The sequence below is a fragment of the Lysinibacillus sp. EB271-A1-10B genome (assembly GCF_058791335.1).
This window is the reverse complement of the sequence record NZ_JBYTDL010000001.1, coordinates 22,574-37,875: the sequence shown is the minus strand read 5'-3', so window position 1 is coordinate 37,875 and position 15,302 is coordinate 22,574. Positions and strand designations below refer to the sequence as shown.

Here is a 15,302-nt window from a genome sequence, read left to right as displayed (position 1 = left end):
TCAACCCACTATATGGTGATTAGTTCAAAAATTATTTAAAAAATAAAAAACGGGAGACGCTGCCAATACATATATCTCTTAATAGTTTTAGATAAATCTAAGATAGGAGAGAAAAAATGATTGAATTAAGCACGAAAAAATTAAGAGTAATCCCATTGAACGCAAAGTATTTAGATTTACTAATTAATGAAGAAAAGACATTGGAAATAGAGTTGTCAGTGAGTAGTAATGAAGTTTTTCTTGATGAAGAATTAAGACAAGCTTTGAAGTTTAGACTATCAAAAGTATTAGAAGATGAAGAAAATTATATTTGGTACACGAATTGGGTAATCGTATCGAAAGAAAAAAACTGTATCGTTGGTGGCATTATGTTAAAAGGTCTACCGAATGAGCAAGGTGAAGTCGTAATCGGATATTATACATTTCCACAGTATCAGGGAAAGGGATACATGACGGAAACTGTTAGGGTGATGAAAGATTGGTTACTTAGTCAATCTCATGTTAAGTATGTGATTGCTGACACTGATAAAAATAATATTGCCTCCCATAAAGTATTACAAAAAGCAGGTGCAACGTTATATTCAGAATCTGAAAAACTATATTTCTGGAGATTCTAATAATATCAATTAAAAGGCAAAGGGTGCTTTTAACGCGCCCTTTGTCTATTAAATATCTTCCTCATCAACACGACAATCCCAACAAATACAACTGCTCCAGCGGTATCCAAAATAACATCCTGTCCGCTCATCGTGCGTCCGGGTGTGAAGCTTTGACGTAGCTCATCAAGCGTTGCAATAATAGCTGTCCCGGCAATAGCGATTCCTGCGGCAAATCGACGCTTTCCCCATGCAAAGTAAATGCCAAGTGCGATGCAGCCGAATCCAGCAAAATGCGTGAATTTCCGAATTAAAAATTCTACAAACTTAAAGTAACCACGCTCTTCAACGGAAACAACTGTATCCCAATAAGGAATTTTTAAAACAGATAATTGCTTTTCAAACGGCTTATTTGCTAATATCTGCTCTAATTCAGGAATAATAGACTGTTGTTCATAGGTCATACTAGAGGAAATCGCAAGTACTACTAAAAATACGATTAAGATAAGCCATTTTTTCATCGGTGATCCATATATTGTTCGGCTTTCGTTAGCTCTTTGATAGCTTTAAAATCTGTTATCGAATCAATTTTTTCATAGGCAGCTAGTGTTTGCGCCAGCTGTTCTTGTGAGCTTGCACCGATTACTGTTGAGGCGATAGTAGATTCCTTTAGATTAGAAGCGATTGCTAGTGCATGTAAATCGTCATAATGTGAAGCTAAACCTGTTAATGTTGCAGTTAATTCGTCCGCTGTGTAAGTGTTAAAGCCATTGACACGCTGTAAACGTTCTTTCCAACTATTCGTTAGTAACCCCTTTGCAACAGTCCCACGCGTTACAACGGAAGCCCCTTCTTTTGCGATAAAGTCGAGCCATTCCTCTGGACGACGATCTAAAGCACTATATTGCATCATGACACTTTTTGCAGAGCTTGCTGGTAAAAAACGCTTTAGTACATTTGGTCGAATAGAGGAAATACCATATTCTCGAATTAATCCATCCTTTTTCAAATCTTCAAAAGTGTCGATAATTCCATCCCAATCGTCCTCTATAGTACCGCCATGTAACTGGTAAACATCAATATAGTCAGTACCTAGACGTTTTAAGCTAGCGTGTAAAGCCTCCTTTATATAGGACGGAGATGCATCCCAATGCCAACCTTCTACACCTTCTGTCCATCGATTACCCACTTTCGTCGCGACTAGTACATCTTGACGACGCTTTCCTAAAATAGCGCCGATCATTTCTTCATTTGCCCCAAAATCATATAAATCGGCTGTATCGATGTAATTAATGCCTGCATCTAATGCCATATCGACGATTTTAGAAGCCTTTATCTTATCTGTCGAAAGAGACATGCCCCCTAAACTAATCTCTGAAATAAACAATTCACTTGAGCCAAGCTGTCTTCTTTTCATACTAATGCCCTCCTTCGATTTCTCTACTTGTAATGGTACAATGAACATATCTGAAGAACAAGCGAGGTTATAGTCAATGAAAAAGTTTGAAGAAAAAACGACAAAGACTACATCCATTTATGACGGGAAAATTGTGAAATTTCAAGTTGACGATGTCACTTTACCGAATGGTAATGTTGCAAAAAGGGAGATTATTAAACATCCTGGTGCGGTGGCAGTTATTGCTGTTACCGATGAAGGAAAGTTAGTATTAGTGGAGCAATATCGCAAAGCTTTAGAACGTTCAATTGTTGAAATTCCAGCTGGTAAGCTTGAACCTGGTGAGGAGCCGATTGTGACGGCGCGACGTGAACTGGAGGAAGAAACAGGTTACGGTGCACAAAGCTTAACGTATTTACAAGCGTTTGCAACATCCCCGGGCTTCGCAGATGAGATCATCCATCTATTTGTAGCAAAAGATTTATATACAATTGAAAACAAAGCAGATCTAGATGAGGATGAATTTGTCGAATTAGTAGAAGTTTCGTTGGAAGAGGCGAGGCAAATGGTTGCAGATGAGCGTATATACGATGCTAAGACAGCGTTTGCAGTACTTTGGCTTGCAGCACAATAAGATAATAATCTTTTGCATAATAGAAGCGGACGAGCATAAGCTGTACAAACCTTGATAGAAAAGGAGCATGTTTATGTCTCGTACGGTGTCTATATTTTATCACGCATCTATTATTGCGGTGAGTTTCGTTTGTGGCGTTATCTTATTTCATATTATTGGTGGGCCGAATGCGGAGCCTTTTATTTCATTTATAGAGCCTCGTTTAATAAATGGGGACAGGCATTCTCTATTTCGTTTAGTGTTACCTGTTGCTGTTTCAATCGCTCTTATATTATTGCTTGCAACACATAGTCTCCTGAAGGTTTTAGTACGTGTTACAGTGGCGATACGAGCAACCTTTTTTGGCTTTAGCTCGGTTTTTTTATTACAAAAACTTGAAGCTTTCTGGGTTTATACGATTTGGTGGTTTCCATTTCAGCTCATCTATTGTATATTGTTGCTAGTCCTATGTAATTTACTTGTACCAGCTTGGTCAAAAAGAAAAATCGGAAAAATGATACATGGTCGGACAATTTTGTTGAATTTTTTCGCATTTTTCATCATAATAGTGGCTGAGTTTATTGTTATTTCTTATGTGATTAAATAATAGATACAATTCACGGGAATTTAACTTCTTTCAGCTGGTGTCCTAAAATCTGTACCTGTCGCTACGCTTTCGGTACAAAAGACATTCGCTGAAATAAAGGAACTCAGTCTAAAAACGCCACGTTCTGTGGTGACGACTGAGTGACCAACATCACGTTGGCTTAAAGCCTCCGGACGCAATTATGCCGAGGCATAATTGATTGTCAGGTAAAAACATACAAAAGCAAATTCGAAATCTACTCACTACCTTGTAATAGGATTTATTCCTTTGGTATAATGGGAAGAGTTTAGGGGGGCGTCACATGGAGAGCCGAATAGATCGTATAAAAAAACAGTTGCATAGTGCTAGTTATAAGCTGACGCCGCAGCGAGAAGCAACAGTTGCTGTACTGCTTGAGCACGAGGAAGACCATCTAAGTGCAGAAGATGTTTACCTTTTAGTAAAAGAAAAAGCACCAGAAATTGGTCTAGCGACTGTCTATAGAACGTTAGAATTACTAACTGAGCTCAAAATTGTCGACAAAATCAACTTTGGCGATGGCGTTTCACGCTATGATTTACGCCAAGAGGGAGCTGCGCATTTCCACCATCATCTTGTTTGTATCGAATGTGGTGCGGTTGATGAAATTCAGGAAGATTTACTTGAAGATGTGGAAGCCGTTGTTGAAAGACGTTGGAATTTTATTATAAAGGACCATCGATTAACTTTCCACGGCATTTGCTGGCGCTGTCATGATAAAAACGACGAAGTATCAGAAGAAAAGTAAAAAAGACGTCCCAAAAAGTTTTATGACTTTTTGGGACGTTTTTTTAATCTGAAATTTTAGTTTTAATAACTTTTGAACGGTCTTGGATGTCTGTAATCAGTAATCTATTATTTGATAGTTTCATTGTGTAACGTTTTTCGCGCTGGTATGACCAAGTACCATCTTCTGTTAGGTAAAAATCAAAAATTTCCGTCGAATCAAGAATGATTGTGGATGGATCCGTAGCATATACCTTGTCAATCATATTAGACTTAAAATCATAGGAATAGTAATCAAATGTGATATGATCCGTTACGAATTTACTGTAATCTCTTCGTATTTGTGTACCCTCTAAAAAATAATCCTGAACATAACTAAAATCAGCATTATCTAAAGCGTACTTGTAGTTATTACGAAAATCATAGAAGAGGGAGCGAGCCACGTCTTCATATTCAGAAAGGAAAGTATCCAATGCTTGTTGATTTGCTTTTTTTTCGGCTTCAGCTCTTTGTTTAGTCTGTATAGAGCCAAATTGAAGATGATGTTGCGGATTATTTAATGTTATTATTTCGGATTTCTCTTCTTGACCATCTTGTCCTTTTTTAACAGCATGTACTTTAACAGAATCATCTAGTTTTGCAGTGAAAAGCTTAACATCTTGTGCTTTTTTTCCCGTACTTTTTCCGTTGATAAATACAATTGCATCTTCAATATCAGATGTAAGATGTACCTGATAATCTGCAAGATCTATTGAAAGCATCTTTTTGTTCTCTTCATTATTAGAAATTATTAGCTGATCTTTAATTTCATTTTGAAAATATTCATCTTTTAACGCTAAACTATAATTGTAAATTCCAGGGGCGAACTTACCAATTTTTTCTGTTTCATTAGATAAATCAGTAGATACCAATTCCCCTAATTTAAATTTTGTGTCAAGTTTAACAGGACTAATAGTATGTACACTTAATTCGATTGGTTGAATATCAAATGTATATTTTTTGTAGAATATTAAGAAATTGTTTTCTTTTATCGTAATTAGTTTCGAATCATCCTTATTTGTTACAGGTTCGGTATATCCTTTTTCCATATATTCATTCAAATTTTCCTCTAACACAGGATTAATATTTTTTGTCCAATTTTGATCCTTCATATAGTTATAAAATGCCTTATTATCAATGATTGTATCTTCAGGAAATCGGAATGATTGGGCGAATTTTTCATAATTTTCATCAGAAAAATAATTGTTCAAATCAGCTAGCTGTTTTTTAGGGTCTATCTGGCTTTTAATAATAAAATGCCCACCGATTAGCAATGCTAGTATAGCAAAAATACTACTAATGATAACCTTTTTTGTTGTGCTCATAGGTTCTTTTTTGTGGGATGTTTCAGAGAAATAGCTTTGTTGTTTAGGGATGTTTGCTATAATTTCTGATTCTTCAGAACGAGTAGGTGAGAGTTTAGTACCGCATTCTAAACAAAATTTCTCGTTCGATATTACTTGTTTTCCACAACTCTGACATTCGCGCATTATAAAACTCCTTTTTTGTAAATATAATATAAATATACCATGTAAAATGGAAGAATAAAGAATAACTTATTGAAAAAATAATAAAAAATGGATACTATTAGGGATGATAACAACAGAAATAGTGAAGGAAGTGTATATATGATTGAAATGAAAGATATAAGTACAATGGAGTTGAAGGATTTAAAAAATGGCTTGAGATTGGCGAAAGATAAGCGAATGGAACTGATTGTTAAATTAGGAGAATTGGTTCATTTACAATTATTAAATCAAAAACTCAATCATGATGAATTGTCAGAAATTTCTTTGGGGATTGCGTCGCAGGATCGCTTAATCTACCGATATGGTAAGCAGATAACAAATATAAACGCGGCATCACAACAGTGTTCAAAATGCATGCAACAACTTGGCGAGAATGCAAAATTCTGCGGGAATTGTGGTACATTGAATCCTACTTATATTGATCCAAATACTGTGTATAAATCATGCCAAAGCTGTTCTGAAGAAATACATGAATCTGCTCTATTTTGTCCATGCTGTGGAATGAAACAGGGGGCACTATAATGACTTGTAGGCATTGTCACGAGCAACATCCCAATTATTTTACATATTGCCCTAAAACAAATGGGGTTATTGAGAAAGAGCCATTTAAACATACATATGCAACGAATGATTTTTGCTTATCTTGTGGCACAAAAAACGAAGAATCAGGCTCGTTTTGTAGTCAATGTGGTGAGATAACTATTAAAAGAGTTGAGCAAAAAACGACATTCAATAAGGTAATAAGCGAAACGTTAAAAAATGTGAATGTACCAAACATGGGGAATATAAAAGGTCAAGAATTAAAGAATGCATCAAAGGAAAAAGTGAATTTCTTTAAAAATAACCCATTATTTTTTGTTCCTATTGTTGTGTCCATTTTGTTAATATTTATGTTTACATTCATTGCGAAAAATAGCTTTCTAGATGTAGTAACGGCTGATTTAGATCATGAACAATCAGCAATCGTTAAAGCAATTATGAGTGACCCTTCAGAGCTAGAGGATAAGATATATAAGGAGTCTGGTATCAAACTAAGTATACCTAAAATACTCTCACTTCCAAGCTTAGTGACAGTGGTTCATAATGTTAAAGCAGAATGGAATGTTGTTTTAGACGCAGGTTTTACTAATAATTCTATACATATATCTATGGACAATGTGTTATTTGGGCTAATGCTCATTCCTTTTATTGCTTTAGCAATAGGTGGTGTTATTTACGGTATTCTTGCACGTAAAAAAAATTGGTCTTTATATCAAGGGATTGTTTATTCAACAATTGTGTATGTTATTGTGATGTTAGTTGTCTCTTTCATATCAAAGTTCAGTACAAAGCTTGGTCAAGTAGAAACTAAAGGGCTATTTATGATTGAGGCGTCAATGGATTATTCAGCTTTGGATATGATTTTCTCAGCGACTATTTTATCAATTGTAATATTTGGGTTTGCTGCAATTTTAACTTATTTTAATAAATCTATTTTTGAAAAATTGAGCTATCAAGTAAAATATGTGCAGTATGCTATGTTTTCTGTAGCCATTACATTTATTGGGTTGCTTATTAATTTCTCAAACATTTATTTTAGTTTGGATAAAAAGGTTTTAGAATCAGAAACTGTTTCGATTTTTAGCAGTATTTATATGGGAACTTGGAATTGGATATGTACGTTCTTTTCAAAGCTGCATATGAATACATCACTAGATGGTTTTTCAGAGAACATCACTTACAGCCTTTTTGATAATGAAAAATCTGAAGTATATCAGTCTTATTTTTATAATAGTTTATTTGAAGGGGAAAAATATTCGTTATTGCCATCATTTATTTTAGTACTAATTACGATCGTATTGATTAGTGCAGCTGGCTATATATTATATATTGTCCATCGTATGAATTGGAAAGAATGTTTAATTTTTGCAGGTATGTTCACAGCGTTACAGTTAATGATTATTTATTTTGTGAATATCCAGCTCGATTTTGCAGCTTCCGATGGTTACATCCAGTTTTCATTTTCATTTGAAATCATTTTGACAGCTTTACTTGTTTTGATCGTCTCTTCAGCAAGTTTTGCCGCAGGTGGTTATTTGCGACAGTATCAATTAAAAAAATAAATAGACTACCTCTCTTACACGATGCGTGAAGGGAGGTTTTTTTTGTAGAGCAAGCATTTGGTTTATTGAACATGTTAATATGGAAGATAGTAGAATGTTAAGGGGGCGCTATGATGAATGAATTTCAATATGCAATAGAGGATTATATCCATTTTATCCAAGTAGAGCGACAATTATCTGATAATACATTAGCATCCTATCGCCGAGACTTAGAAAATTACGTGAATTTTTTGCGGGAAACGGAAGGGATGTCTGATTTTCGTAAAGTGGAAAGGACGACCATTTTGCGTCATTTAGAGCAGTTGCGAATGCAAGGAAAGACAAGTCGTACTGTTGCCCGCCATATTTCCTCTATTCGTAGTTTCCACCAATTTTTACTTCGAGAAAAGCGAGCTGAAACAGATCCGACAGTTCATTTAGAAATGCCAATCATTGAGCAAAAGCTACCAAATGTCCTCTCGATTGAAGAAATTGAAGCTATATTAGCGTCACCAAATCGCAGCAAGCCACAGGGCATTCGGGATGTGGCAATGCTAGAACTATTATATGGGTCAGGGATGCGAATTAGTGAGCTAATTGCATTGGATTTAACTGATATTCACCTAACGATGGGCTTTGTGCGTGTTTTTGGTAAGGGAGGCAAGGAGCGCATCATTCCCCTTGGAAAAAGCGCGCTTTCTGCATTAAGTACTTATTTAGATGGCGCACGGAGTCAATTACAAGGAAAGTACCCAAAAACGGATGCTTTTTTTATTAATCAAAGAGGAAAACGTTTAACAAGGCAAGGTTGTTGGAAATTAATGAAGGAGCACGCTTTAAAAGCAGGCATCCAACATGAACTAACGCCACATACATTACGCCATTCCTTCGCAACACATTTAGTGGAAAACGGTGCGGATTTACGTGCAGTACAGGAGATGCTTGGGCATGCGGATATTTCCACAACACAAATTTATACACATATTAGTAAATCCCGACTATCAGAGGTTTATAAGCAATTTCATCCACGTGCTTAAAATTAGTAGGAGGTCTGACCTTTATTTTTCGAGCTTTTTTGGTAAAATAGAGACATGAGAGTAGGAGGCAAAATTATGAATAAACCATTTAAGAAAATCCATGTAGTTGTATTGGACTCAGTTGGAATTGGTGAAGCTCCAGACGCAGCGAATTTTGGAGATGTAGGTTCACATACTCTTGGACATATCGCTGAAAAAATGAATGGGCTTACAATGCCACATATGGAGTCTTTCGGCTTAGCAAATATTGAACCATTACAAGGTATACAAGCTACTGACAAACCAAAAGCATTCTACGGAAAAATGCAAGAAGCATCTGTTGGTAAAGATACGATGACAGGCCACTGGGAAATTATGGGATTAAATATTGATAAACCGTTTAAGGTATATCCGGATGGGTTCCCAGCAGAGCTTATTGCAGAGCTTGAAAAACGTACAGGTCGCAAAGTTCTTTGCAATCAACCTGCAAGCGGAACACAAGTAATCGAGGACTTTGGCAAGGAGCATATGGAGACAGGAGCGATTATTGTCTATACTTCTGCTGACCCTGTTTTGCAAATTGCTGCACATGAGGAAATTATTCCATTAGAGGAATTATATAAAATTTGTGAAATTGCTCGTGAGCTAACATTACAACCAGAATATTTAGTTGGTCGTGTTATTGCTCGTCCATTTATCGGTACACCAGGAAACTTCGCGCGTACTTCTAATCGTCATGATTATGCGTTAAAACCATTTGGTCGTACAACGATGAATGTCTTACAGGATGCAGGTTTAGACGTTATCGCAATCGGGAAAATTTCTGATATTTTCAACGGTGAAGGCGTTACTGATGCAGTGCGTACGAAAAATAATACGGATGGTATGGATAAATTTGCAGAGGTAGTACGTCGTGACTTCCATGGTATAAGCTTCTTAAACTTAGTAGACTTTGATGCGAATTTTGGGCATCGTCGTGACCCTATAGGCTATGGTAACGCACTACAAGAATTTGATGCACGATTACCAGAAATTACAGAGGTAATGACAGAAGATGATCTACTAATCATTACAGCGGACCACGGAAATGACCCAACATTCCCAGGGACAGACCATACACGTGAATATGTACCGTTAATTGTTTATTCACCACGCTTTAATGGTGGTAGTGAGCTAGCACTACGTGAAACTTTTGCAGATATCGCAGCAACAGTTGCAGAAAACTTCAAAGTAGAAGCACCAAAGTTTGGTAAAAGCTTCTTGAATGATCTGAAGTAAGGGGGATTATAGATATGAATATGGCACAGCTGTTTGAAAAGAAAAAGCAAGGTAAAGAGCTATCTCAGGCTGAAATACAGTATTTTGTAGAGGGTTACACTACTGGTGCAATTCCTGATTATCAAGCAAGTTCCCTACTAATGGCAATCCGTTTATTGGGCATGACATATGATGAAACATTTTATTTAACAAAAGCAATGATAGAATCTGGAGATGTTATTGATTTATCATCTATTGAAGGTTTTAAAATTGATAAGCATTCAACTGGCGGTGTAGGTGATAAAGTTACACTAATTGTCACTCCGATCATTGCTGCACTTGATATTCCTGTTGCAAAATTCAGTGGTAAGGGTCTAGGCATTACAGGTGGGACAATCGATAAATTAGAATCGATTCGTGGCTTTAAAACAGAGCTTTCATCACAAGAATTTATCGATAATGTCAATAAACATAAAATTGCAGTTGCTGGTCAAACAGGCAACCTTGTACCAGCTGACAAAAAATTGTACGCGTTGCGAGATGTGACAGGTACTGTCGATTCCACTCCACTTATTGCCGCGTCTATCATGAGTAAGAAAATAGCAAGTGGTGCAGACGGTATTGTACTAGATGTTAAATGTGGCTCAGGTGCATTTATGAAAACAGAAGAAGAAGCACAAGTTTTAGCTGATACGATGACTGCAATCGGTGAAAAGCTAGGACGTAAAGTAGTCGCGCATATTAGTGATATGGATAATCCACTAGGTAAAATGATTGGCAATAAGCTTGAAGTAGTAGAAGCAGTTGCTTTATTAAGTGGACGTATGGACGAAACGCACGAAGATCTGCTAGATGAATGTATTATTATCTCTTCGCTGATGTACCAAGTTGCAGCTGGAGTGAATGAGGCTGAAGCAACAGCAGCTGTTAAACGCGTATTAGAAGATGGTTCAGCCGCTGCAAAATTCGAGGAATTTATCGTAGCACAGGGCGGCGATTTAGCAGATATCCTACAAAAAGACACAGCAAATAAAATAGCTGTTAAAGCATCTGCTGAAGGTACTGTAGGGACGATTAACGCACTATTAATCGGAGAAGCTAGCGTAGGTCTTGGTGCAGGCCGATTAACGAAGGAATCAGTGCTTGACTATGATGCCGGTATCCAATTAGTTGCCAAAAAAGGCGACCAAGTTCGTACTGGCGAGACGATTGCTTATTTATATTCAAATGGTCAAATTGATGAGGAAACAATCGAAAAAGTACAGAAAGCTTATACAATTGCATAAATACTATGAAGCGAGAATTCTCTTTAATAAAAGGGGATTCTCGCTTTTTTTTGTTCTGAAAAGCGAAGGGGGAAGCGGTGGAACGGAGAGTTAGAGCGGCGGGAAGAAGGGCTGAAGCGACGGAAAGAAGAGTCCAGGCGACGGAAGAAAAGCTGAAGTCGTGGATAGAATGGTCAAAGCCGTGGTTAGAACGGTTAAAACGACGAAACGAAGTCAGAGCGATGGAAAGAAGTGGCGAACCGACGGAACGAAAAGCCAAAGCGACGGAAAGAAGTGCTGATATGACGGGAAGAAGAGTAAAGGCGACGGAATGAAAAGCCGAAACGACGGAAAGAAGCCAGAGCGACGGAAAGAAGAGCCGAAGTGACGGAACGAAGTCAGAGCGACGGAAAGAAGAGCCAAAGCGACGGAAAGAAGAGCCAAAGCGACGGAAAGAAGTGCCGAAGCGACGGAAAGAAGAGCTAAAGCGACGGAAAGAAGAGCCAAAGCGACGGAAAGAAGTGCCGAAGTGACGGAAAGAAGTCAGGGCGATGGAAAGAAGTCAGGACGATGGAAAGAAAAGCCAAAGCGACGGAATGAAAAGCCGAAACGATGGAAAGAAGTCAGAACAAAGGAAGAAAAGCCAAAATCGTGGATAGAACGTTCAAAAACGTGGATAGAGCAGCCAAAATCGTGGATAGAACGTTCAAAAACGAGGATAGAACCGCCATCCCCGCTCCATCGGACAAAACTTCTACCTCCGGCGGCCATCCCCGCCCCGCCCACCCCTACCAAATTTCTACTCACGCCTCTAACATAATAATAATTCTTATGAAAAGTGTCAGCTATGTTTAAAAAATGTTGATTTATCCCATACTGCAATTAACCTAAAAAGCTATAAGTATGTCGATTTGCCACTATTTCGGAAGACTTTGCACTAGTTCTGTCAGCCGCAAGGAATCACCACATTGAATGTGGAATTGCACGAGGAGGAGGCGATGTTCATGCATTTTCAGTTAGAAATGGTAACAAGAGAGACAGTGGTTATACGTTTATTTGGGGAGCTCGATCATCATGCGGTAGAGCAAATTCGAGCTAAAATTTCTACAGCAATTTTTCAAGGTACTGTAACAACTATTATTTGGAATTTAGAGGGGCTTTCTTTTATGGATAGTTCAGGTGTAGGTTTAGTGCTTGGTCGGATGCGTGAGTTAGAGGCAGTCGCTGGGCGGACGATATTATTGAATCCATCGCCGACAATGCGAAAAGTATTTCAATTTTCAGGTTTAGGGCCGTGGATGATGGAAGCAACAGAAGAAGAAGCAATTGATCGAGTTAGGGGGATTGTAAATGGATAACGAAATGACATTAACTTTTTTAGCAATTAGTGAAAATGAGGCCTTAGCGCGTGTAGCTGTGACAGGATTTATCGCACAATTAGATCCAACTATTGATGAGCTATCCGAATTTAAAACGGTTGTTTCAGAGGCCGTTTCTAATGCCATTATTCACGGTTATGAAGAGGATGGTAAGGGCGTTGTTACAGTTCATGCAAAACGTGAGGATGATATTGTAACGGTGTCTGTTTTGGATAAAGGTATTGGCATTGCGGATGTAAGCCAAGCAATGGAGCCGTTATTTACGACGAAAAGCGCGATGGAACGTTCAGGTATGGGCTTTACCATTATGGATAGTTTTTCAGATCAGTTGACAGTCATGTCTAAGTGGCAAGAAGGTACAACCGTCACATTTACGAAGAAATTTTACTCGGTTCGCACACCGGTAATGTGAGGATGCGATTGTGAAGCCGCTAGAACAGTCGTCCGATAAGCTATTGTCACAGGGAGAAATGCGAGATTTAATTGCACGTGCACAACAGGGTGATCATGAGGCTCGTAAACGAATGATTGAAGGGAATACGAGGCTTGTGTGGTCTATTGTCCAACGCTTTACAAGCAGGGGCGTGGAGCTCGAGGATTTGTTTCAAATTGGATGCATTGGGCTTATGAAGTCTGTGGATAAATTTGATCTAACGTATGATGTTAAATTTTCGACATATGCTGTACCAATGATCATCGGAGAAATTCAGCGCTTTCTAAGGGATGATGGAATGGTGAAGGTTAGCCGTTCTATTCGTGAGCTTAATTTTAAAATTCGTCATGCAACTGATGAATTTATTAAAAATAATGAGCATCCACCAACCATACATGAATTAGCACAGGTTCTTGATGTTACAACTGAAGAAATTGTAACAGCTTCAGATGCATTGAGAGATCCAGCTTCCTTGCATGAACAATTGTATGAGAGTGAAGGGGATTCTATTACATTAATGGATCAGATGAAGGACGAAAAATCTGAGCAGCCATTTGACTATATTCCACTAAAAGAGGTGCTCACAAGGCTTGAGCCTAGAGAGCAATCCATTATTTATTTACGATATTTCTCAGATTGTACCCAAACTGAAATTGCCAACAGGCTAGGTATATCACAAGTTCAGGTATCACGATTAGAGAAAAAAATTCTTGCCCAATTGAAAACTTGGATGGCCACAAGTGCCACAGTTGAAGAGGAAGAAGTAAAAAAAGACATTTAAGAAAATGGTGACAGCATGACAGATAAAGATAAACTATTTAACAGCTTAGAAGAAGCCGAAGATTTTCTTAAAGAACAGTTTGGAGACGGCGAATCATTTGACATTAGTATAAAGCATCTATTTGTCAAAGATTTGCCGGTTCTTTGCGCATATGTAACCGGACTTGTGGATGGAGTTGTGTTAACACAACTACTCTCTAATATGTTACCTGATGAGGACGTTGATATTGAGGATGAAAAGGAGTATTTTGAAGCCTATTTCAATTACCAAGGTCGTTCAGAGGAAACCAAACGTGAAGCCATTTTATTAGCCATATTAAGTGGACAGGTAGTCTTTATAACTAAAGGTGGTTACGGCTATGTTGCAGAGATACGAAGCTATCCGGGTCGTACCCCTGAGGAGCCTGACAATGAAAAGGTTATTCGTGGATCTAGGGATGGCTTTGTTGAAGGTATTTCTCAAAATACTGCTTTGATTCGTCGACGAATTCGCAATAGTAATTTACGTTTCGAGCTACATAAAATATCCGAAATCGGTCAAACTGATGTCGCTCTAGCGTTTATAAAAGGTATTGCGAATGATGAAACGCTCGATAAATTGCGACATCGCATTGCGCAAATTCATCATGATGGTTTGACTATGACGGATAAATCACTAGAAGAATGGCTGTTTAAACAGAAGTTTCATCCAGTTCCTTTTGTACGTTATACGGAACGACCAGATATTACCGCAGCCCATTTACTTGAAGGCCATATAGCCATTATTGTCGATACGTCACCTTCTGTCATTCTCGTACCTGCAACTGCTTTTCATTTGTTGCAGCATGCGGAGGAGTATAGGCAGGCACCATCAGTCGGAACCTTTGTCCGTTTTATGCGCTATTTTGGGGCGTTTACGGGTTTATTATTATTGCCTATGTGGTATTTATTTGCAACACACGGGATACATTTACCAGATGAGCTATCCTTTTTAGGTGCTAAGGAAAAATCACATATCCCACTTTTGCTACAAGTACTTATTGGCGATATTGGGATAGAATTTTTGAGGATGGCCGCCATTCATACCCCATCACCATTATCCACTGCGATGGGGTTGGTTGCGGGTATAACTATTGGTCAGATTGCTATTGATGTTGGGGTATTCTCGCCGGAAGTTGTGTTATATACAGCAGTTTCAGCTATTCTGACATTTATTATTCCGTCTTATGAGCTGGGTATCTCCATTAAACTCTTTAGAATATTGCTGTTAATAATGACTGGAATTTGGGGAGTTAATGGTTTATTTATTGGGATATTTATATTGTTTACGTATTTATGTTCATTACGTCCGATGCAAGCGCCGTATTTATGGCCACTTATTCCGTTCTTCCCAAATGCGATGCTTCGCGTACTTATTCGTTTCCCAATGACAGCAGATGCATTGAGGCCATATGTTGTTGACTCCCAACAACGAAAAAGATCATAGAAGCCGTTGCACTCGTTTTTTTCATGTGATAAAGTTCACATATAGTATTTTGTGATTTTTGCGAAAATTGTCTTCATTCATCAAAAGGTTCACCACATGTTA

The 15,302-nt window shown here is 37.9% G+C and carries 17 protein-coding genes; 13 read left to right on the top strand and 4 right to left on the bottom strand.

Annotation, left to right across the window (positions count from 1 at the left end):
* Positions 1-116: 116 nt before the first annotated feature.
* Positions 117-617, top strand: coding sequence for a GNAT family N-acetyltransferase (locus tag AC3WSK_RS00195; protein WP_079560681.1), 501 nt, complete (start codon positions 117-119; stop codon positions 615-617).
* Positions 618-646: 29 nt separating this feature from the next.
* On the opposite strand, the gene AC3WSK_RS00190 is transcribed toward AC3WSK_RS00195, so the two are convergent.
* A complete protein-coding gene (locus AC3WSK_RS00190; protein ID WP_079560683.1) occupies positions 647-1,117 on the bottom strand; it encodes a VanZ family protein in 471 nt (156 codons plus the stop codon).
* Positions 1,114-2,013, bottom strand: coding sequence for an aldo/keto reductase (locus AC3WSK_RS00185; protein WP_079560685.1), 900 nt, complete (start codon positions 2,011-2,013; stop codon positions 1,114-1,116). The genes AC3WSK_RS00190 and AC3WSK_RS00185 overlap by 4 nt, the downstream gene beginning before the upstream one ends.
* A 76-nt stretch (positions 2,014-2,089) precedes the next feature.
* Here AC3WSK_RS00185 and AC3WSK_RS00180 point away from each other — a divergent pair, with 76 nt between their 5' ends.
* From AC3WSK_RS00180 to fur, 3 genes are all read left to right on the top strand, one after another.
* Complete coding sequence (locus tag AC3WSK_RS00180; protein ID WP_079560686.1) at positions 2,090-2,626, top strand: NUDIX domain-containing protein; 537 nt, start codon at positions 2,090-2,092, stop codon at positions 2,624-2,626.
* Positions 2,627-2,699: 73 nt separating this feature from the next.
* Complete coding sequence (locus tag AC3WSK_RS00175) at positions 2,700-3,212, top strand: hypothetical protein (protein ID WP_079560687.1); 513 nt, start codon at positions 2,700-2,702, stop codon at positions 3,210-3,212.
* A 301-nt stretch (positions 3,213-3,513) separates the two neighbouring features.
* Complete coding sequence (gene fur / locus AC3WSK_RS00170) at positions 3,514-3,978, top strand: ferric iron uptake transcriptional regulator (protein WP_079560689.1); 465 nt, start codon at positions 3,514-3,516, stop codon at positions 3,976-3,978.
* 43 nt (positions 3,979-4,021) lie between these two features.
* Here the strand turns inward: fur and AC3WSK_RS00165 are convergent, their stop codons facing one another.
* Positions 4,022-5,485 carry a TcaA 3rd/4th domain-containing protein gene (locus tag AC3WSK_RS00165; protein WP_492411352.1) on the bottom strand — a complete coding sequence of 488 codons (1,464 nt, stop codon included), beginning with the start codon at positions 5,483-5,485 and terminating at the stop codon, positions 4,022-4,024.
* Positions 5,486-5,623: 138 nt separating this feature from the next.
* Between AC3WSK_RS00165 and AC3WSK_RS00160 the strand changes: the two genes are divergently transcribed.
* The 5 genes from AC3WSK_RS00160 (at position 5,624) to AC3WSK_RS00140 (ending at position 11,164) form a co-directional block, all read left to right on the top strand.
* Positions 5,624-6,046 carry a zinc ribbon domain-containing protein gene (locus AC3WSK_RS00160; RefSeq protein ID WP_079560694.1) on the top strand — a complete coding sequence of 141 codons (423 nt, stop codon included), beginning with the start codon at positions 5,624-5,626 and terminating at the stop codon, positions 6,044-6,046.
* Positions 6,046-7,626, top strand: a complete 1,581-nt coding sequence (locus AC3WSK_RS00155; RefSeq protein WP_079560696.1) for a zinc ribbon domain-containing protein — start codon at positions 6,046-6,048, stop codon at positions 7,624-7,626. Before AC3WSK_RS00160 ends, AC3WSK_RS00155 begins: the two co-directional genes overlap by 1 nt.
* 113 nt (positions 7,627-7,739) lie before the next feature.
* Positions 7,740-8,642 carry a site-specific tyrosine recombinase XerD gene (gene xerD, locus AC3WSK_RS00150; RefSeq protein WP_079560699.1) on the top strand — a complete coding sequence of 301 codons (903 nt, stop codon included), beginning with the start codon at positions 7,740-7,742 and terminating at the stop codon, positions 8,640-8,642.
* 75 nt (positions 8,643-8,717) lie between these two features.
* Complete coding sequence (deoB, locus tag AC3WSK_RS00145) at positions 8,718-9,899, top strand: phosphopentomutase (protein WP_492411349.1); 1,182 nt, start codon at positions 8,718-8,720, stop codon at positions 9,897-9,899.
* Between the two features lie 14 nt (positions 9,900-9,913).
* A complete protein-coding gene (locus tag AC3WSK_RS00140) occupies positions 9,914-11,164 on the top strand; it encodes a thymidine phosphorylase (RefSeq protein WP_079560704.1) in 1,251 nt (416 codons plus the stop codon).
* Positions 11,165-11,686: 522 nt separating this feature from the next.
* On the opposite strand, the gene AC3WSK_RS00135 is transcribed toward AC3WSK_RS00140, so the two are convergent.
* Complete coding sequence (locus tag AC3WSK_RS00135) at positions 11,687-11,914, bottom strand: hypothetical protein (RefSeq protein ID WP_492411346.1); 228 nt, start codon at positions 11,912-11,914, stop codon at positions 11,687-11,689.
* A 233-nt stretch (positions 11,915-12,147) separates the two neighbouring features.
* Between AC3WSK_RS00135 and spoIIAA the strand changes: the two genes are divergently transcribed.
* From spoIIAA to AC3WSK_RS00115, 4 genes are read left to right on the top strand one after another with little or no spacing between them, the layout of a single operon-like run.
* Positions 12,148-12,501: an anti-sigma F factor antagonist gene (gene spoIIAA, locus AC3WSK_RS00130; protein WP_079560712.1), complete on the top strand. Its 354-nt coding sequence runs from the start codon at positions 12,148-12,150 to the stop codon at positions 12,499-12,501.
* Complete coding sequence (gene spoIIAB / locus AC3WSK_RS00125; protein WP_079560714.1) at positions 12,494-12,934, top strand: anti-sigma F factor; 441 nt, start codon at positions 12,494-12,496, stop codon at positions 12,932-12,934. Before spoIIAA ends, spoIIAB begins: the two co-directional genes overlap by 8 nt.
* A gap of 10 nt (positions 12,935-12,944) precedes the next feature.
* A complete protein-coding gene (sigF, locus tag AC3WSK_RS00120) occupies positions 12,945-13,736 on the top strand; it encodes an RNA polymerase sporulation sigma factor SigF (RefSeq protein WP_079560716.1) in 792 nt (263 codons plus the stop codon).
* Between the two features lie 15 nt (positions 13,737-13,751).
* Entirely contained in the window at positions 13,752-15,200 is a 1,449-nt protein-coding gene (locus AC3WSK_RS00115; RefSeq protein WP_079560719.1) for a spore germination protein, read from the top strand.
* The last annotated feature ends 102 nt before the right edge of the window (positions 15,201-15,302 follow it).